Origin of the sequence: Promicromonospora sp. NPDC050249 (genome assembly GCF_040656015.1) — a bacterium.
Lineage (GTDB): Bacteria > Actinomycetota > Actinomycetes > Actinomycetales > Cellulomonadaceae > Promicromonospora.
This window is the reverse complement of sequence record NZ_JBFAKY010000010.1, coordinates 112327-132985: the sequence shown is the minus strand read 5'-3', so window position 1 is coordinate 132985 and position 20659 is coordinate 112327. Positions and strand designations below refer to the sequence as shown.

General features: G+C 70.8%; 20 protein-coding genes. 10 read left to right on the top strand and 10 right to left on the bottom strand.

Annotation, left to right across the window (positions count from 1 at the left end; translation table 11 throughout):
* Window positions 1-24: 24 nt before the first annotated feature.
* A complete protein-coding gene (locus tag AB0I32_RS10700) occupies window positions 25-1062 on the bottom strand; it encodes a 4-hydroxy-3-methylbut-2-enyl diphosphate reductase (protein ID WP_357505627.1) in 1038 nt (345 codons plus the stop codon).
* A gap of 63 nt (window positions 1063-1125) precedes the next feature.
* Between AB0I32_RS10700 and xseA the strand changes: the two genes are divergently transcribed.
* Both xseA and AB0I32_RS10690 read left to right on the top strand, forming a co-directional pair.
* Window positions 1126-2388: an exodeoxyribonuclease VII large subunit gene (xseA, locus tag AB0I32_RS10695; protein ID WP_357505625.1), complete on the top strand. Its 1263-nt coding sequence runs from the start codon at window positions 1126-1128 to the stop codon at window positions 2386-2388.
* A 101-nt stretch (window positions 2389-2489) separates the two neighbouring features.
* Complete coding sequence (locus AB0I32_RS10690) at window positions 2490-3632, top strand: epoxide hydrolase family protein (protein ID WP_357505623.1); 1143 nt, start codon at window positions 2490-2492, stop codon at window positions 3630-3632.
* On the opposite strand, the gene AB0I32_RS10685 is transcribed toward AB0I32_RS10690, so the two are convergent.
* Both AB0I32_RS10685 and AB0I32_RS10680 read right to left on the bottom strand, forming a co-directional pair.
* Window positions 3633-4355: a hypothetical protein gene (locus tag AB0I32_RS10685; RefSeq protein ID WP_357505621.1), complete on the bottom strand. Its 723-nt coding sequence runs from the start codon at window positions 4353-4355 to the stop codon at window positions 3633-3635.
* Window positions 4356-4466: 111 nt separating this feature from the next.
* Window positions 4467-5216: a class I SAM-dependent methyltransferase gene (locus AB0I32_RS10680; protein ID WP_357505619.1), complete on the bottom strand. Its 750-nt coding sequence runs from the start codon at window positions 5214-5216 to the stop codon at window positions 4467-4469.
* Between the two features lie 82 nt (window positions 5217-5298).
* On the opposite strand from AB0I32_RS10680, the gene sigJ reads away from it, so the two are divergent.
* Window positions 5299-6219, top strand: a complete 921-nt coding sequence (gene sigJ, locus AB0I32_RS10675; protein WP_357505617.1) for an RNA polymerase sigma factor SigJ — start codon at window positions 5299-5301, stop codon at window positions 6217-6219.
* A 3-nt stretch (window positions 6220-6222) separates the two neighbouring features.
* Here sigJ and AB0I32_RS10670 read toward each other — a convergent pair whose 3' ends face one another.
* Window positions 6223-6984: an SDR family oxidoreductase gene (locus AB0I32_RS10670; protein ID WP_357505616.1), complete on the bottom strand. Its 762-nt coding sequence runs from the start codon at window positions 6982-6984 to the stop codon at window positions 6223-6225.
* Between the two features lie 135 nt (window positions 6985-7119).
* On the opposite strand from AB0I32_RS10670, the gene AB0I32_RS10665 reads away from it, so the two are divergent.
* Window positions 7120-7734 carry an HAD-IA family hydrolase gene (locus AB0I32_RS10665; RefSeq protein ID WP_357505614.1) on the top strand — a complete coding sequence of 205 codons (615 nt, stop codon included), beginning with the start codon at window positions 7120-7122 and terminating at the stop codon, window positions 7732-7734.
* A 6-nt stretch (window positions 7735-7740) separates the two neighbouring features.
* On the opposite strand, the gene AB0I32_RS10660 is transcribed toward AB0I32_RS10665, so the two are convergent.
* Window positions 7741-9360, bottom strand: coding sequence for an ATP-binding cassette domain-containing protein (locus AB0I32_RS10660; RefSeq protein ID WP_357505612.1), 1620 nt, complete (start codon window positions 9358-9360; stop codon window positions 7741-7743).
* A gap of 86 nt (window positions 9361-9446) precedes the next feature.
* Here AB0I32_RS10660 and AB0I32_RS10655 point away from each other — a divergent pair, with 86 nt between their 5' ends.
* From AB0I32_RS10655 to AB0I32_RS10640, 4 genes are all read left to right on the top strand, one after another.
* A complete protein-coding gene (locus AB0I32_RS10655; RefSeq protein ID WP_357505725.1) occupies window positions 9447-9728 on the top strand; it encodes an exodeoxyribonuclease VII small subunit in 282 nt (93 codons plus the stop codon).
* Complete coding sequence (locus AB0I32_RS10650; RefSeq protein ID WP_357505610.1) at window positions 9725-10681, top strand: carbohydrate kinase; 957 nt, start codon at window positions 9725-9727, stop codon at window positions 10679-10681. The genes AB0I32_RS10655 and AB0I32_RS10650 overlap by 4 nt, the downstream gene beginning before the upstream one ends.
* Window positions 10678-11370 (top strand): carbonic anhydrase, encoded by a 693-nt coding sequence (locus tag AB0I32_RS10645; RefSeq protein WP_357505608.1) that lies wholly within the window; start codon window positions 10678-10680, stop codon window positions 11368-11370. The genes AB0I32_RS10650 and AB0I32_RS10645 overlap by 4 nt, the downstream gene beginning before the upstream one ends.
* 78 nt (window positions 11371-11448) lie before the next feature.
* Window positions 11449-12873, top strand: a complete 1425-nt coding sequence (locus AB0I32_RS10640; RefSeq protein ID WP_357505606.1) for a class II fumarate hydratase — start codon at window positions 11449-11451, stop codon at window positions 12871-12873.
* Between the two features lie 98 nt (window positions 12874-12971).
* Here AB0I32_RS10640 and AB0I32_RS10635 read toward each other — a convergent pair whose 3' ends face one another.
* Both AB0I32_RS10635 and AB0I32_RS10630 read right to left on the bottom strand, forming a co-directional pair.
* On the bottom strand, window positions 12972-13739 hold the full coding sequence (locus AB0I32_RS10635; RefSeq protein ID WP_357505604.1) for a GPP34 family phosphoprotein: 768 nt from the start codon (window positions 13737-13739) through the stop codon (window positions 12972-12974).
* A 277-nt stretch (window positions 13740-14016) separates the two neighbouring features.
* Window positions 14017-15312: a PhoH family protein gene (locus AB0I32_RS10630; RefSeq protein WP_357505724.1), complete on the bottom strand. Its 1296-nt coding sequence runs from the start codon at window positions 15310-15312 to the stop codon at window positions 14017-14019.
* 469 nt (window positions 15313-15781) lie between these two features.
* Here AB0I32_RS10630 and AB0I32_RS10625 point away from each other — a divergent pair, with 469 nt between their 5' ends.
* Both AB0I32_RS10625 and nhaA read left to right on the top strand, forming a co-directional pair.
* Window positions 15782-16345, top strand: a complete 564-nt coding sequence (locus tag AB0I32_RS10625; RefSeq protein ID WP_357505601.1) for a DUF1697 domain-containing protein — start codon at window positions 15782-15784, stop codon at window positions 16343-16345.
* Between the two features lie 92 nt (window positions 16346-16437).
* The gene (gene nhaA / locus AB0I32_RS10620; protein WP_357505599.1) at window positions 16438-17730 is read left to right on the top strand and encodes a Na+/H+ antiporter NhaA; all 1293 of its coding nucleotides are present in this window, start codon (window positions 16438-16440) and stop codon (window positions 17728-17730) included.
* A gap of 104 nt (window positions 17731-17834) precedes the next feature.
* On the opposite strand, the gene AB0I32_RS10615 is transcribed toward nhaA, so the two are convergent.
* The 3 genes from AB0I32_RS10615 to AB0I32_RS10605 form a co-directional block, all read right to left on the bottom strand.
* Window positions 17835-19007, bottom strand: a complete 1173-nt coding sequence (locus tag AB0I32_RS10615; protein ID WP_357505722.1) for an acetyl-CoA C-acyltransferase — start codon at window positions 19005-19007, stop codon at window positions 17835-17837.
* Window positions 19008-19181: 174 nt separating this feature from the next.
* Window positions 19182-19832 carry a CoA transferase subunit B gene (locus AB0I32_RS10610; protein ID WP_357505597.1) on the bottom strand — a complete coding sequence of 217 codons (651 nt, stop codon included), beginning with the start codon at window positions 19830-19832 and terminating at the stop codon, window positions 19182-19184.
* Window positions 19833-19835: 3 nt separating this feature from the next.
* Window positions 19836-20648, bottom strand: coding sequence for a CoA transferase subunit A (locus AB0I32_RS10605; RefSeq protein WP_357505595.1), 813 nt, complete (start codon window positions 20646-20648; stop codon window positions 19836-19838).
* Between the last annotated feature and the right edge of the window lie 11 nt (window positions 20649-20659).

Here is a 20659-nt window from a genome sequence, read left to right as displayed (position 1 = left end):
AGCCAGCGGCGTCCCGTGCGGGCCTCAGGCCTGCGGGAGCTCCGGGCGAGCCTCGCGACGCGGACGCTTGGGCTCCTCGCCCGCGGCCTTGAGCCCCGCACGCAGCTCGCGCGGCAGCGAGAACATCAGGTCCTCGGTAGCGGTCCGGACCTCGTCGACCGTGCCGAAGCCGTGGTCGGCGAGGTGCGCGATGACGTCCTCCACGAGGATCTCGGGCACCGAGGCACCCGAGGTCACGCCCACCGTGGTGACGCCCTCGAGCCACTCGTCCTTGATCTCGGTCTTGCGGTCCACGCGGTACGAGGCCTTGGCCCCGGCCTGGAGCGCCACCTCGACGAGCCGCACCGAGTTGGACGAGTTGGCCGAGCCCACGACGATGACGAGATCGCACTCGGGCGCCAGCTTCTTCACCGCCACCTGGCGGTTCTGCGTGGCGTAGCAGATGTCGTCGCTGGGCGGGTCCTGCAGGGACGGGAACTTCTCGCGCAGCCGGCGCACGGTCTCCATGGTCTCGTCGACCGACAGCGTCGTCTGCGAGATCCACACGACCTTTGCCGGGTCGCGGACCACCACCTGGTCCACCTCGTCCGGCGAGTTCACGATCTGCACGTGGTCGGGTGCCTCGCCGGCGGTGCCCTCGACCTCCTCGTGACCGGTGTGCCCGATCAGCAGGATGTCGTAGTCGTCCTTCGCGAACCGGACGGCCTCCTTGTGCACCTTGGTGACCAGGGGGCAGGTCGCGTCGATCGTGTCCAGGCTCCGCGCCACGGCCGAGGCACGCACCGCGGGCGACACCCCGTGCGCGGAGAAGACGAGCCGGCTGCCCTCGGGCACCTCGTCGGTCTCGTTGACGAAGATGGCGCCACGTTCCCGCAGCGTCTCCACCACGTGCTTGTTGTGCACGATCTCCTTGCGCACATAGACCGGTGCGCCATAGGTCTCCAGTGCCTTCTCGACGGCGACGACCGCACGGTCGACGCCCGCGCAATAGCCGCGGGGCGCAGCCAGCAGGACGCGCTTGGTCTTGGTCTCAGCAGGACGCTCAGGGCTCGTGACACTCACACACGCAGTCTAGGGGCGGCGTGCGGAGGGCTTGTGTCGGTGGTGGGTGGCAGGGTTGGACACGTGACGGAACCCACCCAGCGACCACTCCCCGCAGAGATCCCTCTGAAGGCGCTCGACACCACGCCCTCCACCCCCTGGCCGGTGCGTGTGCTCTCGGAGAAGATCAAGGGCTACATCGACAAGATGCCGCCGGTCTGGGTCGAGGGGCAGGTGGTGCAGTTCAACCAGCGCCCCGGTTCCGGGATGCAATGGCTCACACTCCGTGACACCGAGGCCGACGCCTCTCTGCCGGTGACGATCTTCTCCCGGGTCCTCCTCACGCTGCCCCAGCCGCCGGCGGAAGGCGACCACGTGGTCGTGCACGCCAAGCCCGTGTTCTGGACCAAGCGCGGCACGCTGCAGATGCAGGCGAACGAGATCAAGGCCGTCGGCGTCGGCGAGCTGCTCGCCCGGATCGAGGCCCTCAAGAAGGTCCTCGCAGCGGAGGGCCTGTTCGACCTGTCGCGCAAGCGAAAGCTCCCCTTCCTGCCCGCGGTCGTCGGGCTCGTGTGCGGACGCGAGTCCAAGGCCGAGCACGACGTGGTGGTGAACGCCCGGGCCCGCTGGCCCCAGGTGCGGTTCGAGATCCGCGAGGTGGCGGTCCAGGGCGTCAACGCGGTGCGCGAGGTGTCGAACGCGATCGCCGAGCTCGACCAGGACCCCCGCGTCGACGTCATCGTCGTCGCACGGGGCGGCGGCTCCGTCGAGGACCTGCTGCCGTTCAGCAACGAGTCGCTGGTCCGCGCCGTCGCGCAGGCCCGCACTCCCCTGGTCAGCGCGATCGGCCATGAGACCGACGCGCCGCTGCTCGACCTGGTCGCCGACTACCGCGCCTCCACGCCCACCGACGCGGCCAAGCGGATAGTGCCCGACGTGTCGGAGGAGCGCCTTCGACTCACCCAGGCCCGCAGCCGGATGCGCGGCGCCGTCGCGGCGATGATCGACCGCGAGCAGCACGGGCTCGACGGTGTCCGCTCCCGCCCGGTCCTCGCCGTGCCGCACACGATGTTGGAGGCCCGGGAGCGCGACATCGTCCAGTCGCTCCGGCACAGCCGGCACGCGCTGAACACGCTGCTGCTGCGCGCGAGCGGCGAGATCGGGCGGCTCGGAGCCCAGGTGCGTGCGTTGTCGCCGGCATCGACGCTGGAGCGCGGCTACGCCGTCGTACAGCGTGCCGACGGCCACGTGGTGCGGCGGCCCGACGACGTCACGGTCGGCGCCGGCGTGCACGTCCGCCTCGCGGAGGGCGCGCTGGACGCCGAGGTGACCGCCACGGCCCCATAGCGTCGACGACGCAGGCACCGTCGAGCGGCAGGGAAAGAAACCTGAGACTCCCGGCCAGTAGAGGACAGAACCTGTCCTCTTCGCCTGGCACTGTAGGTGTCATGAACCAGGACAGCGCACTCACCCCGTTCCGTATCGACGTCCCGCAGGCCGACATCGACGACCTCCAGGACAGGCTCGCCCGGACCCGCCGGCCCCTCCCCGTGCCGGGCCGGGACGACCGCACCGACTTCAGCCGCGGCATTCCCCAGGCCTACCTGACCGAGCTCGCCGAGTACTGGCGCGACGGTTTCGACTGGCGCGCGCAGGAGGCGAAGCTCAACGAGCACGAGCAGTTCACCACCGTCGTCGACGGCCAGACCTTCCACGTCGTGCACGTGCCCTCGGCCAACCCCGAGGCGACGCCGCTCATCCTGAGCCACGGCTGGCCCGGCTCGTTCGTCGAGTACCAGCGCCTCATCCCGCTGCTGACCGACGAGTTCCACCTCGTCATCCCCTCGCTGCCGGGCTTCGGGTTCTCGACGCCGCTGTCCGGGACCGGCTGGGAGCTGGCGCGCACCGCCGATGCGTACGCCGAGATCATGACGCGCCTCGGCTACGAGCGGTTCGCCGCGCACGGCACCGACATCGGCGCGGGCGTCACCGGCCGGCTCGCCGCCATCTACCCGGAGCGCGTCATCGGTACGCACGCAGGGAGCGACGGCAGGATGCTCGGCATGGTCGGTGACAAGTTCCCGTACCCCGACGGGCTGACCGAGGACGAGATCGCCCAGATCGAGGCGATCCGCGCCGAGGACATCGCCGAGCGTGGCTACTTCGAGATGCAGAACCACCGCCCGGACACCATCGCCGCGGCGCTCACCGACTCGCCCGTCGGCCAGCTCGCGTGGATCGCCGAGAAGTTCCAGACCTGGACCAACCCCCGGCACGCGACCCCCGACGAGGCCGTCGACCGCGACCAGCTGCTCACCAACGTCAGCCTGTACTGGTTCACCCGTGCCGGAGCGTCGAGCGCGCAGTTCTACTACGAGTCGGAGCACTCCAGCCTCGGCTGGGCGGGGGCCTCCGGTGTGCCCGCCGCCTGGGTGGTGTTCGACACCCACCCCCTCATGCGCCGCGCACTCGACCCGTGGAACGCGACAACCCGCTGGACCGACTTCACCGAGGGCGGTCACTTCCCGGCGATGGAGGAGCCCGAGCTGCTCGCGAACGACATCCGAGAGTTCTTCAGCACACTTCGCTGATCAGCTGCGCCTGCTTCTCCGGCTCATCCGGCTGACCCGCTGGGCCTGCTTCTCCGTCCAGCCGTCCCACCCGTTCTGCCAGTCGAACGAACGGACCAGGGCCAGCAGAGCGGCCCCTGCTCGCTCGTCCAGCTCCGGGTCGTGCAGGTAGAGCTCGTTCCACATCACCTTGAACTCCAGGAGCGCCCGGCCGCGTGCACGCCAGATGACGCGGCCGGGCGAGCGTGGCACGTCGGACATGCTGAACACGGCAGCGACCCAGACAAAGGGCAGCAGCGGAGAGAAGAGCCACCACGTGCACCACCAGATGAGCCGGCCCTTGTACCCCACCAGGTCGGGCTCGCCGGGCCGGCTCACCGTCCACCGGGTGCGAAGTCCCTTGCTGAAGGCCTTGGCGCGCTCGATCGTGCACAGGAGCTCGCCCTGCGGACCGAGCACCTGATAGACGGCGACGCCGTTCCCGCAGGAAACGGTGACGACGGTGGCGACCCGCGCCCCACGGTGCTCGTCGGCCCACAGCACGAAGGACCGTGCGCCCGTGCGGCGCGCCGCGAGGTAGGCAGGTATGCCGCCCTGCGGCAGCTCCCGCTCCAGGTGGGCGATCGTGCGGATCTCTCCGGGCACGTGGACGTCGACCTGGTGCCAGACCTCCCCAGTGCCGTCGAGCGGGGCCTGCTCCCCCTGATAGACGGGTTTCGCATTCAGCTTCAGCTTGCGCGTCACGCTGTGTCCCACCGTGGTTCCCCCTTGTGTCGTGCTCCTCGCCGACACGAGGACTGATGGATCGTACTCACTCCTCATCACAGCGTCACCCGTCCTCGGCGAAGGGGATGATCAGGCCCGACGCGCCACGAACACCCACTCCAGACCCGGCCGGTCCGGCGCGTCCAGCACCTCGTCGACCTCGAACCCGGCGGCTGCCAGCGTCGCCTCGGTCTCGTCCCGCTCGCGGAACCGCAGGGTCGAGACCGAGGTGACCACGTCGCCGTCGGGCAGCACACCGGGCGGGAAGCGGTAGGACTGCTGAAAGGTCACGAGCGGGAGCTCCACCTTCAGCAGGTCGTTCCACATCTCCACCTCCCCCACCCCCGGGATGTCGCGGCGGACGGACCTGAGCTCACGGGTCCACCCGAGCCAGGCCTGCCGCGCCGGCACGCGGGTCTCGAACACGAGCACGCCGCCGGGGCGGAGCGCCGAGTGGACCGCCGCGAGCGCCTCGGCCCACTCGGTGTCGGTGGTGAACACCTGCGCGACGTTGCCGGTCATCGTCGCGAGGTCGGCGGCGAGGTCCAGCCCGGCGACGGCGTCGGCCCCGCCCTCGACCCAGGTGACGGCGTCGGCACCGGGCTTGCCTCGGGCCACCTCGAGCGAGGCGGCGGCGGGGTCGACGCCGGTCACGCGCAGGCCGCGCTCGGCCAGCAGGAGGGCGAGCACCCCGGTCCCGCAGCCGACGTCGAGCACGGTGCGGGCGCCGAACCGTTCGGCGAGGTCGGCGTACAGGTCGAGGTCGCTGCGGTCGTCGTCGAAGGAGTCGTAGAGCCGCGCGAGCCGAGGATCCACGAAGATCGGGTCGGGTGTGGTCATGGCAACATGTTTACCCGCCGCGCGACCGAGCCCAAGGGCATACGGTCGGTTACGGTCGATACGGCACCAGAAGGAGAGCCCGATGACAGGTGACGTTGACACCACGCTCGACGACGCGGCGGCGGTGTTCGCCACTGCCCGCAGGCGACTGTTCGGCATCGCGTACCGGATGCTCGGCTCGGCGGCCGAGGCCGAGGACGTCGTGCAGGAGACGTGGGTGCGGTGGCAGACGACCGACCGTTCGGTGGTGGTGAACCCGCAGGCGTTCCTCACCACCGCCACGACGCGGCTGGCGATCAACGTGCTGCAGAGCGCGCGGTCCCGCCGCGAGACCTATGTGGGGCCGTGGCTGCCCGAACCGGTCGACACGAGCGAGGACCCGACGCTCGGCGCGGAGCGGGCGGAGGCCCTGGACGTCGCCCTGCTGGTGCTGCTCGAACGCCTGACCCCCACGGAACGTGCCGCCTACGTGCTGCGTGAGGCGTTCGACTACGCGTATCCGGAGATCGCGCGGATCGTGGGGGTGTCGCCCACCGCCACGCGCCAGCTCGTGAGCCGGGCGCGCAAGCACATCGCATCGGAGCCGCGCAACACGGTGACCAGTACCGAGCGTCGCGCGCTGCTGGAGGCGTTCCTCGCCGCCGCGCGGGTGGGCGACGTCGAGCGGCTGGAGCGGCTGTTCGCCGAGAACGTCGTCACGCGGGCCGACAGCAACGGGACCGCGAAGCATGTCGCACGCGTCGCGGTTCAGGGCAGGCACAAGGTGGCGCGGGTCCTGTCCTCGTTCGCGGAGGTCTTCTGGGCCGGTATCACCACCCGGCCGATAGTGGTCAACGGCGAGGAGGGCATGGCGATGGAGCGGGACGGCGAGCTGGTGGGCATCCTTGCGGTCACCGCGTCGTCCGAGGGTCTGCACGAGCTCATGTGGCAGCTGAACCCGGAGAAGATCGACCCGTTCCGGCGGGCCCGGGCGGGCCGGGCCACGCCGGAGGGTTCGAGCTGACCGTCAGGCCTGGGCCTTCCGCCACTGCTCGTAGCTGATCTCACCCAGCAGCGCCTCGCCGTGCGGTACGAGCTCACCATCCTCGAGCGGCGCGCCGAAGTACGTGGCGCTCGGGTCCGTGCGGACCTCGCGCGGGTCGTCCTTCGACGCCAGGTACGTACGCACGATCTCGTCGAAGCCGAAGACCTCCGGCCCCGCGATGTCGATGGTCCCGTTCAGCGGCGTGCCGACGGCCGTCCGGGCGACGAACCGGGCCACGTCGGCGGAGGCGATCGGCTGGAACCGGACGGGCGCGATGTGCACCACGCCGTCCGCCTCCGCGGTGTCGGCGATCGAGCCGAGGAACTCGAGGAACTGCGTGGACCGCACGATCGACCAGCCGGAGCCCGACGCCTTGACGAGGTCCTCCTGCACGATCTTGGCGCGCATGTAGCCGGCGTCGACGCCCTCGGCACCCACGATCGAGAGGATCACGTGGTGCTGCACCCCAGCCTTCGCCTCGGCCTCGAGCAGGTTGGTGGTGGAGGTCCGGAAGAAGTTGGTGACGTCCTCCTCCGCGAACGAGGGCGAGTTGCTGAGGTCGATCAGCACCTGTGCGCCCTCGAGCACCTCCGGCAGGCCCTCGCCGGTCAGGGTGTTCACGCCGGTCTGCGGTGAGGCCGCGACGGCCTCGTGGCCGTGCTCCCGCAGATTGTTCACGACCTGGCTGCCTACGAGGCCGGTGCCGCCGATGACCACGATCTTCATGGTGTGCTCCCTGTTCATGTCCGGGACGTTCTCGACGAGCCGGACGGCCCGTCATGAGTTCGACCGGGAGACCCACGGATCTGTGACGGGCAGCACCGGGCGCGGTGCGGCGCGCGCCTCTGCCGCCGGGCGCGGGACCGTTACGGTTCGCTGGTGACGACCATCCGACACGTACTCTTCGACGCCGACGGCGTGCTCCAGGAGATCCGAGACGGTTTCTACGCCTCGGCCGCGCCGATGCTCGGTGAGCGCGCCCCCGAGATCCTGACCCTCGCCTCGACCTACGAGCGCCCGCTGCTGGGGGGCGACGACGACTTCCTGCCGGTTCTCGCGGACGTCCTGCGGCAGTACGACGTCGATGTGCCGGCCGCCGACCTGTTCGCGGCCGTCTGGCTGAACATCGCCACGTCACCGGCCTCGCTGGACCTGGTCCGTGGGCTGCGCGACGCCGGATATGGCGTGCACCTCGGCACCAACCAGGTCCGGCGTCGGGCCGAGTACATGCGGGCCAACCTGCCCTACGACGAGCTGTTCGACGTCAAGCTCTACTCCTGCGACCTCGGGGTGGCCAAGCCGGACGCCGCGTTCTTCCAGAAGGCCGCGACCCGGATCGGGGCAGAGCCGGCGGAGATCCTCTTCATCGACGACCACTCCCCCAACGTGACCGGCGCCCGGTCGACCGGGATGGCCGCGGTGCAGTGGCGCCTCAAGGAAGGGCACGACGTCCTGCTGGAACGGCTCGCCGAGCACGGCGTCGCGCCCGCCTGAACCCGCCTACCGTTCCCGCTCGACCCGTCGCTCGTCCCACACGGGCTCCGAGGTCTCGCGCACGACGCCGTCGGACCCGAAGACGAGGTACCGGTCGAACGAGCGCGCGAACCAGCGGTCGTGCGTCACGGCCAGCACCGTCCCGTCGAACGACTCCAGGCCGTCCTGCAGCGCCTCGGCCGACTCGAGGTCGAGGTTGTCGGTCGGCTCGTCGAGCAGGAGCGCCGTCGAGCCGGCGAGCTCGAGCAGCAGGATCTGGAACCGCGCCTGCTGCCCGCCGGACAGCCGGTCGAAGGGCCGGTCAGCCGCCTCGGTGAGCTCGTAGCGCCGCAGCCGTGCCATCGCCTTGCCCTTGTCCTGCGCGTGGTCCTCCCACAGGATGTCGAGCAGCGCCCGGCCGAACAGCTCAGGGTGCGCGTGCGTCTGCGCGAAGTGGCCGGCGACCACCCGCGCCCCGAGCTTCCACGAGCCGGTGTGCGCGACGTCGCCGCCCGCGAGCAGCCGCAGGAAGTGCGACTTGCCGGAGCCGTTCGAGCCCAGCACAGCCACCCGCTCGCCGTAGAAGACCTCCAGGTCGAACGGCTTCATGAGCCCGGTGAGCTCCAGCCCCTCGCAGGTCACGGCCCGCAGCCCCGTGCGCCCGCCCCGCAGGTTCATCGTGATGTCCTGCTCGCGCGGCGGCTCGGGCGGCGGGCCGACCTCCTCGAACTTCCGCAGCCTCGTCTGCGCCGCGTGGTAGCGCGAGGCCATGTCGGGGCTGCTCGCTGCCTGGTTCCGGAGCGTCAGGACCAGCTTCTTGAGCTGGGCATGCTTCTCGTCCCAGCGGCGGCGCAGCTCCTCGAACCGCGCGAACCGCTCGCGCCGGGCGTCGTGGAAGGTGGAGAACCCGCCGCCGTGCACCCAGGCGTCGGCGCCCGCGGGGCTCGGCTCCAGCGACACGATCCGGTCCGCCGACCGCGACAGCAGCTCCCGGTCGTGCGACACGAACAGGATGGTCTTCTTGGTGGCCTTGAGCTGCTCCTCCAGCCAGCGCTTGCCCGGGACGTCCAGGTAGTTGTCCGGCTCGTCGAGCAGCAGCACCTCGTCGGTGCCGCGCAGCAGCGCCTCCAGCACGAGCCGCTTCTGCTCACCGCCCGACATCGTCCGCACCTCGCGGAACTGCACCCGGTCGTACGGCATGCCGAGCGCGGCCATGGTGCAGACGTCCCACAGCGTCTCCGCCTCGTAGCCGCGCACCTCCGCCCAGTCCGAGAGCGCCTGCGCGTACGCCATCTGGGCGGCCTCGTCGTCGACCGTCAGCATCCTGTGCTCGGCCTCGTCGACGGCGCGCGCGACCTCGCGCAGCCGGGGCGCCGACACGGACACCAGCAGATCGCGCACGGTGGTCTCGTCCCGCACGGAGCCGACGAACTGGCGCATGACGCCGAGCCCGCCACTGACTGCCACGGAACCGGCGTGCGGCGCCAGCTCACCGGTGATGATGCGCAGCAGAGTGGTCTTGCCCGCACCGTTCGGACCGACGATCGCCGTCGCACTCCGCTCGCCCACGCGGAAGGAGACGTCCCCCAGCAACGTCCGGCCATCCGGCAGGTGGTATTCGACGTGCGCGACTTCGAGATGGCCCATGGGTCACCATGGTCCGACGTCGAACCCGCCGGAGCCAAACTCATTCCTGTGGACGGACTCCGCAGATGTCGGTGGCGTGCTGTTGACTGTCTCCCGTGAGTACAGATGCTGCGACCGGAACCGATCCGGTGAGGAACGCTCCCGACGTCGCGACGCTCAGCTATGAGCAGGCGCGCGACGAGCTCGTGCAGGTGGTCGGCCGCCTGGAGACCGGCGGCGAGCCGCTGGAGGCGTCGCTCGCGCTCTGGGAGCGCGGCGAGGCCCTGGCCGCACGCTGCCAGGAATGGCTCGACGGCGCCCGCGAGCGCCTCGCCGCCGCGCAGCAGGGGTCGGTCTCGTCGGCCGAGTCGCCGGAGGAGGCCGAGTGAGCCCGTACGTCCTCGCCGTGGGCGAGGCCCTCGTGGACGAGGTGCACCGGCCCGACGGCTCGTCCGCCGAACACCCCGGGGGAAGCATCGCCAACGTCGCGCTCACGCTGGGCCGCCTGAGCCGGGAGGTGCGGCTCGCGACCTGGCTCGGCGCCGATGCACGGGGCGACCTGGTGCGCACGTGGCTCGCCGACTCCGGTGTCACGCTCGTGCCGGGCAGCGACGGGGCGGAGCGCACCAGCGTCGCGGTCGCCAAGCTGGACGAGAGCGGCTCCGCCACCTACGACTTCGATCTGGCGTGGCGCGTCCCCGCCGCGGCTCTGCCAGGTGCTGACACCAGCGCCGAGCCGAGCGCTCAGGTCGGCGGCAGCGCTGCCCTCGCGGTCCACACCGGCTCGATCGCTGCGATCCTCGAACCGGGCGCCACCGAGGTGCGGCAGGTCCTCGAGGCGGCGCGGACGACGTCGACCACCACGTACGACCCGAACGCGCGGCCCGCGATCATGGGCGCTCCCGAGGACGTACGGCCCCGCGTCGAGGCGCTCGTGCAGCTCTCCGACGTGGTGAAGGTGAGCGACGAGGACCTGGGCTGGCTCTACCCCGGCACCGACCCCGTCGCCGTCGCACGCGACTGGCAGCGCGGCACGCCCGCCCTGGTGGTGGTCACGTTCGGCGGCAAGGGCGCGGTAGCGGTGTCCGACGCCGGTGCGGTCGAGGCGGTCGCCCCGCGGGTGGAGGTGGTCGACACCGTGGGTGCCGGCGACTCGTTCATGGGTGCGCTCATCGACGGCCTGTGGGAGCACGACCTGCTCGGCGCCGACCGGCGCGGAGCGCTCAACGCCGTCGATCTCGCGACCGTGCAGCAGGTCCTGGACCGCTGCTGCGCCGTCGCGGCCATCACCGTGTCCCGGGCGGGAGCCAACCCGCCTCGCCGTGAGGAGGTAAGCCGATGACCGCAGTACCGATGAACGAGGCACCAGAGCGGCTCAGCCCGCGTGACGCCTATGCGCTGCTGCGTTCCGGCAACGACCGTTTCGTCGCGGACGCTCCGGCCCACCCGTCGCAGGGTGCCGCCCGGCGCCGGGAGCTGCAGGCCGCGCAGCACCCGCACACGGTGATCTTCGGTTGCTCGGACTCCCGGGTCGCCGCGGAGATCATCTTCGACCAGGGCCTCGGCGACGTCTTCGTGGTCCGCACCGCCGGACACGTCGTGGACACCACGGTGATCGGCTCCATCGAGTACGGGGTCGACGTGCTCGGCGCGTCCCTCGTCGTGGTGCTGGGGCACGACTCCTGCGGTGCCGTGGCCGCCGCCGCGCACACGCTCGCGACGGGTGAGCAGCCCGGCGGGTTCGTGCGTGCCGTGGTGGACCGCGTGATCCCGTCGATCGTCAACATCACCTCGGGTGACCCGGCCAAGGCCATGGACGCCCTGTCCGACCAGAACGTCCTGCGCCGCGAGCACGTGAAGCACACCGTCGGGATGCTGCACAGCTACTCGGCAGGCCTGGCCAAGGCGGTCGAGGAGGGCAGGTGCGCGGTGGTCGGTCTCGAGTACGACCTCGCGGAGGGCAGCGCACGCATGGTCAACGCGATCGGGGACGTCGGCGAGGTGCCGGCGGCCCTGCCCCAGGGCGACTGACGGGAGCGCGGCGGCCGGGGTGACACGAGTCACGTGCTCAGGTGCGTCGGCGGGGCGCGGCTGCGGCACGATAGAACCATGACTGCTGACACCGTCGTCCCGTCCGGCGACACCGAGTTCCGTATCGAGCACGACACCATGGGTGAGGTGCGCGTCCCGAAGAACGCCCTCTACCGCGCCCAGACCCAGCGTGCCGTCGAGAACTTCCCGATCTCCGGCACGCCTCTTGAGCGTTCTCACATCGAGGCCCTTGCCCGCGTGAAGAAGGCCGCCGCCACCGCGAACGCGGAGCTCGGCGTGCTCGACAAGGACATCGCCGAGGCGATCGTCGCCGCCGCTGACGAGGTCGCCTCCGGCAAGTACGACAGCCACTTCCCGATCGACGTCTTCCAGACCGGCTCGGGCACGTCGTCGAACATGAACACCAACGAGGTCCTCGCGACGCTCGCCACCGCCGCGCTCGGCAAGGACGTGCACCCGAACGACCACGTCAACGCGTCGCAGTCGTCGAACGACGTCTTCCCGACCTCGGTGCACGTCGCCGCGACCTCTGGCGTCGTGAACGACCTGGTCCCGGCGCTCACCCACCTGGCGGACGCACTCCAGGCGAAGTCCGTGGAGTACGCGGAGGTCGTGAAGTCCGGTCGCACGCACCTCATGGACGCCACCCCGGTCACGCTGGGCCAGGAGTTCGGCGGGTACGCCGCCGCCGTCCGCTACGGCGTCGAGCGTCTGCAGTCGGCGCTCCCACGCGCCGCGGAGGTGCCGCTGGGCGGTACCGCCGTCGGCACCGGTATCAACACCCCGGCCGGCTTCCCGCAGCGGGTCATCGCGCTGCTCGCCGAGGACACCGGCCTGCCGCTGACCGAGGCCCGCGACCACTTCGAGGCGCAGTCGGCCCGTGACGGCCTGGTCGAGCTGTCGGGTGCGCTGCGCACCATCGCGGTCTCGCTGACGAAGATCTGCAACGACCTGCGCTGGATGGGTTCCGGCCCGAACACGGGCCTGGGCGAGATCGCGCTGCCCGACCTGCAGCCGGGCTCCTCGATCATGCCGGGCAAGGTCAACCCCGTGATCCCCGAGGCCGTGCTCATGGTGTGCGCGCGCGTCATCGGCAACGACGCGACCGTGGCGTGGGCAGGTGCCTCCGGCTCGTTCGAGCTCAACGTGCAGATCCCGGTGATCGCCCAGGGTGTGCTGGAGTCGATCCGCCTGCTGTCGAACTCGTCGCGCGTGCTGGCGGACAAGACCATCGTGGGCATCACCGCGAACGTCGAGCGTGCCCGCGCGCTCGCCGAGTCGTCCCCGTCGATCGTGACGCCGCTGAACCGCGTGATCGGCTACGAGGCCGCCGCGAAGGTGGCGAAGACCGCCGTCAAGGAGGGCATCACCGTGCGGCAGGCAGTGATCGACCTCGGCTTCGTCGAGCGTGGCGAGGTCACCGAGGCGCAGCTCGACACCGCGCTCGACGTGCTGTCGATGACGCGTCCGCCGCAGGCCTGATGTTCGAGACCGCGAAGTAGAGCGCCTGTCCCGCTTCCGCACGGTGTCACCGTGCGGAAGCAGGACAGGCGCTCTACTTCGCGGTCTCGCGCGGCAGGTCAGACAACCGGGGCTTCGACGGGCTCGGCGGCCGGCGCGGCGGCGTCAGCGGTCTTGTCGGCCTCGTTCGACAGCAGGATGAAAGCCGCCGCGGCGACACCCACGGTGGCGACGGTGGCTACCGTGGCCGCGATGGCGACCTGGGTGGCGACGGTCGCGACGCCCCACTCGCTACCGGCGATCTCCTCGGCGCGGTCCTGGGCGGCCTTGCGCTGCTCCTTGCCGACCAGGCCGCCGATGAGGCCCGAGCCGTGCAGCAGGGAGATCAGGGTGGCGGTGCGCTCGTCGGGCTCCGCGCCCTCGACGAGAACCTTCGTCAGGTTGGCGCGCAGCGCGGTCTCGTGGCTCGAGTCCGCGGCCGGCCAGCGGGTGATCGGGAGCATGCGGAAGAGCTTGGTCTCTTCCTTCTCGAGAACGCCGCGCTCGACGAGGGCGGTCAGGAGGTTCTCCTCCGCCTTCTCGGAGATGGCCTCCACGATCTTCCGCGCGGGCGCGTCGGGCGCGTCGAGCGCGGCCTGCAGGGCGGCGTCGAGGGCCACGTGGCCGGTGGGCGCGTTGTCGGTGACGAGGATCGTGGCGTCCCCGGCCTTCTCGCGCTCCTCCTTGGTCGCGCCGGCCTCCGGCGCGCCCCGCATGAGGGTCTTGTTCGCGGCGGCGAGGTCCGCGAGGAGTGCGCCGGCGAGGCGAACACCCAGGTTGTCGACGTTGGCGGTCTTGCCCGTCTCGTCGTCGACGGCGAGCAGCAGGAAGTCTTCAGCAATCAGCATGGCCCTGATGCTATATCCGACAAGCGAGACAACGCCCGTATTGAGACAGCCGCCCTGGAAACAGGTCGCCTAAGGTCGTCAAGATCCTTTGGTTAGCCTTACCTAAGTCTGCTAGTGTCGCTCCTGCACTCGAAGAGGCGTACCGCCGGACTGCGGGGCTGGGGGGTTCCGTCCGGCGGCACGCCTCTTCCGTGCCAGGAGTTACCAGGAGTCAGCAACGCGACAGGCGCCCAGGTCACCGGAGTGACCTGGGCGCCTGTCTTCGTGCAGGAGGGGGTCAGACCTCCAGCCGCTCCAGCATGTCGGTCACCAGCGCCGCCACCGGCGAGCGCTCGGACCGGGTGAGGGTCACGTGCGCGAAGAGCGGGTGGCCCTTGAGCGCCTCGATGACCGCCGCGACGCCGTCGTGCCGCCCCACCCGCAGGTTGTCCCGCTGCGCGACGTCGTGGGTGAGCACCACGCGCGAGCCCTGGCCGATCCGCGAGAGCACCGTGAGCAGGACGTTCCGCTCGAGGGACTGCGCCTCGTCCACGATGACGAACGCATCGTGCAGGGACCGTCCGCGGATGTGCGTGAGCGGCAGCACCTCAAGCATGTCGCGCTCGATGACCTCCTCCACCACCGCGGGCGAGACCAGCGCCCCGAGGGTGTCGAAGACGGCCTGCGCCCACGGGTTCATCTTCTCGGACTCCGACCCGGGGAGGTAGCCCAGCTCCTGCCCGCCCACCGCGTAGAGCGGCCGGAACACGACCACCTTGCGGTGCTTCTGCCGCTCCAGCACGGACTCCAGGCCGGCGCACAGGGCGAGCGCAGACTTGCCCGTGCCGGCCCGGCCGCCGAGCGAGACGATCCCGATGTCCGGGTCGAGCAGCAGGTCGATGGCCACACGCTGCTCCGCCGAGCGCCCGTGGACCCCGAACACCTCCTGGTCGCCGCGGACCAGCTGCACCCGCTTGTCCGCCGTCACGCGGCCGAGCGCGGATCCGCCCGGCGAGTGCACCACCATCCCCGTGTGCACGAGCAGCGGCGAAGCCGCCTCGACCGTCGCCGGGTCCAGTGCCGCGATCTCGACCGAGTCGTTGTCCCAGAGAGCCCCCATCTGCTCGTCGGACAGGTCGATCTCGCGCATCCCGGTCCAGCCCGAGTCCACCGCGAGCTCGGCCTTGTACTCCTCGGCCTGCAGGCCGACGGCGGACGCCTTCACCCGCATCGGCAGGTCCTTGGAGACCACCGTGACGCTGTTGCCCTCGGCCGCGAGGTTGGCGGCCACCGCGAGGATGCGGGTGTCGTTGTCGCCGAGCCGGAAGCCGGCGGGCAGGACCGTCGGGTCCACGTGGTTGAGCTCGACCCGCAGCGTGCCGCCGGAATCCCCCACCGGGACCGGGGCGTCGAGGCGGCCGTGCTGGACGCGCAGCCCGTCCAGCATCCGCAGGGCGCTCCGGGCGAAGTACCCGAGCTCGGCGTGGTGCCGCTTGCCCTCCAGCTCCGTGATCACGACGATCGGGAGTACTACATCGTGCTCCGCGAACCGCAACATCGCCTTGGGATCACTCAACAGCACAGACGTGTCGATGACGAAGGTCCTACGTTCGTCACCTGCCGCGCCGGGAGCGGCGTCGGCACTCTGGTCGGACGGACGGGTGGTGTGTGCGGATTGGCTCACTGCGGTTCTCCCTCCGGCGCCGAGGCGCCGTGACAGCCTCGTCACTACCTGGCGAGTACCGCCTGTCGGCGGAACCGACCCGGACGAACCGGGGCTGGTGGATGGGCCGGATGACCGACTCGGTATGCCGCGTCGTGGCACAGAGCCGGGACCGGCCCTTCTCCACGGAGCGAGCACTCCATAGGTTGGCCTCCCGAAGGGGCGACTGGGTGCCGTCCCTGAATGGGAACCTACGCGCACTGCCATCCCATGACCAGAGCCGCGCCCCGGCGGGTCGCAAGTTGTCACGAACTGTTCACATGTTGGTAATAAGTTGACGATTACCCCAAGAAATCGCAAAACTCGCTGGAAGGCTCGCCGAGGCGTCAGGATGTGACGCATGGATTCCTTCGCCGTCCTGCTCCGCGCCGTCAACGTCGGACCCGGCCTGCGCGTCACGTCCACCGACCTGATCGGCGCAGCCGTCGACGCCGGCCTCGGAGCCGCCCGCGCCCTCCTCAACAGCGGCAACCTCGTGGTCACGCCGGGCACCTCCGGTGCGTCCACCGCAGCCGACGTCGGACACCTGGTTCAGCGCTGCCTCACCGAGCGGCTGGGTCAGGACGTGGCCGCCGTCGCCCTGAGCGCCGAGCAGCTGGAGGCGATAGCTCGAGCCAACCCCTTCGCTGCCGCCGCGCGGGATCATCCCGCGCAGCTCCAGGTGCACGTCCCGTTCGGCGACCTGGACGAGGCGGGGATCGCCCGGCTCGACCTGGCCAACGCGGGCCGCGAGCTGCTCGCGACCGGCGCGGGGGTGCTGTACGTGCACTACGTGGACGGGATCGGCCGGTCCAAGCTCACGTCGAAGGTCGTCGACCAGGCTGCGGGCACGCCGACCACCGCCCGGAACTGGAACACGATCACCAGGCTGCGCGCGGCCTGCGCGGAGCTCGCCTCCGAGTAGGGTGAAGTCCAGGGTGTGCCGGGAAGTCTGGTCGGCGTGGACCGGGTCGACCGGTCCTTCTGTGACGATCCGCAAAGCCGAAAGGACCCGCGTTGAGCTCTGACGCCGTCGCCCCCGCCCGAATCCAGCGGCTCCGAACCTGGGCCGCCCGCGAGACCACGGGCGGAGCGCTCCTGATCGGGGCCGCGCTCCTCGCCCTGCTCTGGGCGAACTCCCCCTGGCGAGACGCCTATCAGGCACTGTCCGCGACGGTGGTCGGTCCCGCTGCGATCGGGCCGCTGCCGCTCCACCTGGACCTGTCCCTCAGCACCTGGGCCGCGGACGGCCTGCTCGCGATCTTCTTCTTCGTGGTCGGTGTCGAGCTGAAGCAGGAGTTCGTCGCCGGCAGCCTCCGCAACCCGAAGGAAGCGGGCGTGCCGATGATCGCGGCGGTCGGCGGCATGGCCGTCCCCGCCCTGATCTATGCCGTCGTCGTCCTGAGCCTGGGTGATCCTGGCGCCCTGCGGGGCTGGGCGATCCCCACCGCCACGGACATCGCGTTCGCGGTGGGTGTGCTCGCCATCTTCGGCCGAGGGCTGCCGACTGCGATCCGGACCTTCCTGCTCACGCTCGCCGTCGTGGACGACCTGCTCGCGATCGTCGTCATCGCGATCTTCTACACCAGCGAGATCCACTGGCTCTCCCTGCTCGGCACGCTGGCCTGCGTCGCGCTCTTCCTGTGGCACGTCCGGTCGCGCAAGCCACGGTGGTTCGTGCTGCTGCCGCTCGCCGTCGTCGCGTGGGCGCTGATGCATGCCTCCGGCGTCCACGCGACCATCTCGGGTGTGCTGCTGGGCTTCACCGTCCCGGCGCTCGCCATGCACGGGGAGGCCACGTCGCGCACCACCCAGTACGAGCACCGGCTCAAGCCGCTCTCCTCCGGCATCGCGCTGCCCGTGTTCGCCTTCTTCGCCGCGGGCGTCTCTCTGGTCGACGGCGACGGGCCGGGCGCCGTGATCGGCCAGCCGGTCGTCGCCGCGATAGCCGGCGGCCTGGTGCTGGGCAAGCTCCTCGGCGTGCTCGGGACGACGGCTCTGATCACCCGGATCACTCCTCTGCGCCTGCCCGACGGCATCGGCGTGCGCGACCTGCTGCCGGTCGGGCTGCTGGCCGGCATCGGGTTCACCGTGTCGCTGCTGATCAGCGAGCTGTCCTTCGGGGACTCGGAGCACACCGACGGAGCGAAGATCGCGATCCTCGGCGCCTCGGTGCTCGCCGCGATCCTCGGCGCGATCTCGCTGCGCTGGGACGCCCGCCGGGCCCGCACGGCCGACATGAACCTCGACGGCCGGCCGGACGAGGTGCGCAGCTACATCGGCGACACGAAGGACCGCGAGTCCCACTGACCACCCCGCCGAAGTAGAACTGTGGCGAAGTAGAACCAGAGCAGACTTTCTCGCTCCAGCTCTACTTCGCCACAGTTCTACTTCGCCCTGGTTCTATCTCGGCATCAGAGCTCGAGGAGGAGCGCCTCGCCCTGGCCTCCGCCACCACACAGGCCGACGGCGGCCCGTCCACCTCCGCGCCGCGCGAGCTCGTGCGCCGCATGCACCGCTATGCGGGCCCCGGACGCCCCGACGGGGTGACCCAGCGCGATCCCGCCGCCGTGCACGTTGACGCGGTCCAGCGGAACTCCCAGCGCCTTCGCCGAGACCCCGACCACCACGGCGAACGCCTCGTTGATCTCCACGACATCGAGATCCTCGGCCGTCCAGCCCTCCCGCTCCAGGGCCTGGGCGATCGCCCGGGCCGGCTGGGTGTGCAGGGAGTTGTCCGGGCCTGCCACCTGCCCGTGCGCGCGAACCGTCGCGAGCACCGGCACCCCCGCCGCTTCCGCGCGGCCACGGGTGGTGAGCACGAGCGCCGAGGCGCCGTCGGAGATCTGTGACGAGTTGCCCGCCGTGAGCGTTCCCTCGCCCGCGAACGCGGGGCGCAGCTTCGCCAGCGACTCGGGCGTGGTGTCGGGTCGGACGCCCTCGTCGGTGCGCACCTCTACCGGCTCGCCGCGGCGCTGTGGCACCGAGACCGGTGCGAGCTCCGCCTCGAAGACCCCGTCCTTCCACGCAGCCGCGGCCCGCTGGTGCGAGGCCGCCGCGATGGCGTCCTGCTCCTCGCGCGACACGAACACCGAGCCGGTGTTGTGGTCCTCGGTCGAGATGCCCATGGAGACGCCGTCGAACGCATCGGTCAGGGCGTCGTGCGCCGTCGCGTCCAGCAGCTCGGCCGGGCCGTAGCCGAAGCCGAACCGCGAGCCGGGCAGCAGGTGCGGAGCGTTCGTCATCGACTCCTGCCCGCCCACCAGCACCACTGCGGCCTCGCCGGTCCGCAGCAGCCGGGCGCCGTCGATGATCGCCGTCAGCCCCGAGAGACACACCTTGTTGACGGTGACCGCCTGGACGTCCCAGGAGACGCCTGCGGCGACCGCCGTCTGCCGGGCCGGGTTCTGCCCGGCACCCGCCTGGATCACCTGGCCGAAGATCACCTTGTCGACGTCGGCGGCAAGCGGGCCGGCGCCCTCCAGGGCGCGTCGCGCGGCTACCGCGCCGAGCTCGACCGCGCTCAGCGTGGCCAGCGAGCCCTTCAGCCGTCCCTGCGGCGTCCGCGCCGCCGAGACGATCACCACGTCGTCAGCCCTGTTGCTCTGAGCGTTGTTCCGAGCGCTGGTCTTGTCAGCGCGGTTCTCCGCACCCGGGGCCGCGCTTGTGGCGCTTGCCGGAGCGTTGATCGGGTCAGTCATGAGACCTCCTTTGGCCGTCGTACTTCAGCGTATCGCCCGGTGCCCTGCACCCCGTAGCCCTCACACCATCGGCTCGACGAGCTCCACGGTGAGCTCCGGCTCCGTCTTCTCCACCACCTCGTCGGCGGTGACCCCGGGTGCGAGCTCGCGCAGCACCAGACCGGACGGTGTCACGTCGAGCACCGCCAGGTCGGTGATGATCCGGTTCACCACGCCCTTGCCGGTCAGCGGCAGCGAGCAGGTGCGCAGGATCTTCGGCGACCCGTCACGCGCCACGTGCTCCATGAGGACGATCACGCGCCCCGCGCCGTGCACCAGGTCCATGGCGCCGCCCATGCCCTTGACCATCTTGCCGGGGATCATCCAGTTGGCCAGGTCGCCCGTGGCGGAGACCTGCATGCCGCCAAGGATCGCGGCGTCGATCTTGCCGCCACGGATCATGCCGAACGACATCGCGGAGTCGAAGATCGACGAGCCCGGCAGGAGCGTCACCGTCTCCTTGCCCGCGTTGATCAGGTCGGGGTCCACCTTGTCCTCGGTCGGGTACGGCCCCACGCCGAGGATCCCGTTCTCGGACTGCAGCACCAGGTGCCGGCCCTCCGGCACGTAGTTCGGCACGAGCGTCGGCAGCCCGATGCCCAGGTTCACGTACATGCCGTCGGTCAGCTCGCGCGCGGCGCGCGCGGCCATCTCCTGTCGGGTCAGTGCCATGGTTCAGGCCCCCTTCGTGTCCGGCGTGGCGGACGACGGCGTGGACACCGTGCGCCGCTCGATCCGCTTCTCGATGTCGGTGCCGACGTGCACCACGCGGTGCACGTAGACCCCCGGCAGGTGCACGGTGTCCGGGTCGATCTCCCCCGGTTCGACGAGCTCCTCGACCTGGGCGATGCACACCCGCCCCGCCATCGCGGCGAGCGGCGAGAAGTTGCGGGCCGACTTGTTGAACACCAGGTTCCCGTGCCGGTCCCCGCGCAGCGCGTGCACCAGCGCGTAGTCGGTGCTGATCGACTCCTCCAGCACGTACTCGTCGGTGCTGTCCCCGAACGTGCGCACCTCCTTGGCCGGCGACGCGATGGCAATACCGCCGGCGCCGTCGTACTTGCGCGGGAGACCGCCGTCCGCCACCTGGGTGCCCACGCCCGTACGGGTGAAGAAGGCTGCGATGCCCGCGCCCCCGGCGCGGAGCTTCTCGGCCAGCGTGCCCTGCGGGGTGAGCTCCAGCTCGAGCTCCCCGGACAGGAACTGCCGCTCGAACTCCTTGTTCTCCCCCACGTATGAGCTGGTCATCTTCGCGATGCGGTGGGCGTTCAGCAGCACGCCGAGGCCCCAGTCGTCGACGCCGCAGTTGTTGCTCACCACGGACAGGCCGGCGGTGCCCTGCGCGAGCAGGGCCTCGATCAGCGCGATCGGGTTGCCGCACAGGCCGAACCCGCCCACGGCGAGCGACGCGCCGTCCGGTATGTCGGCGACCGCCTCGGCCGCGCTCGCGACCACCTTGTCGAACCCCGTGCTACCCACTTCAGTCATCGTTGACTCCT

Excerpts from the sequence above, each read along its gene's own strand:
- AB0I32_RS10690 (WP_357505623.1), top strand. The coding sequence starts at position 2,490 with ATGAACCAGGACAGCGCACTCACCCCGTTCCGTATCGACGTCCCGCAG.
- AB0I32_RS10680 (WP_357505619.1), bottom strand. The coding sequence starts at position 5,216 with ATGACCACACCCGACCCGATCTTCGTGGATCCTCGGCTCGCGCGGCTC.
- sigJ (WP_357505617.1), top strand. The coding sequence starts at position 5,299 with ATGACAGGTGACGTTGACACCACGCTCGACGACGCGGCGGCGGTGTTC.
- AB0I32_RS10670 (WP_357505616.1), bottom strand. The coding sequence starts at position 6,984 with ATGAACAGGGAGCACACCATGAAGATCGTGGTCATCGGCGGCACCGGC.
- AB0I32_RS10660 (WP_357505612.1), bottom strand. The coding sequence starts at position 9,360 with ATGGGCCATCTCGAAGTCGCGCACGTCGAATACCACCTGCCGGATGGC.
- AB0I32_RS10645 (WP_357505608.1), top strand. The coding sequence starts at position 10,678 with ATGACCGCAGTACCGATGAACGAGGCACCAGAGCGGCTCAGCCCGCGT.
- AB0I32_RS10640 (WP_357505606.1), top strand. The coding sequence starts at position 11,449 with ATGACTGCTGACACCGTCGTCCCGTCCGGCGACACCGAGTTCCGTATC.
- AB0I32_RS10635 (WP_357505604.1), bottom strand. The coding sequence starts at position 13,739 with ATGCTGATTGCTGAAGACTTCCTGCTGCTCGCCGTCGACGACGAGACG.
- AB0I32_RS10625 (WP_357505601.1), top strand. The coding sequence starts at position 15,782 with ATGGATTCCTTCGCCGTCCTGCTCCGCGCCGTCAACGTCGGACCCGGC.
- AB0I32_RS10610 (WP_357505597.1), bottom strand. The coding sequence starts at position 19,832 with ATGGCACTGACCCGACAGGAGATGGCCGCGCGCGCCGCGCGCGAGCTG.
- AB0I32_RS10605 (WP_357505595.1), bottom strand. The coding sequence starts at position 20,648 with ATGACTGAAGTGGGTAGCACGGGGTTCGACAAGGTGGTCGCGAGCGCG.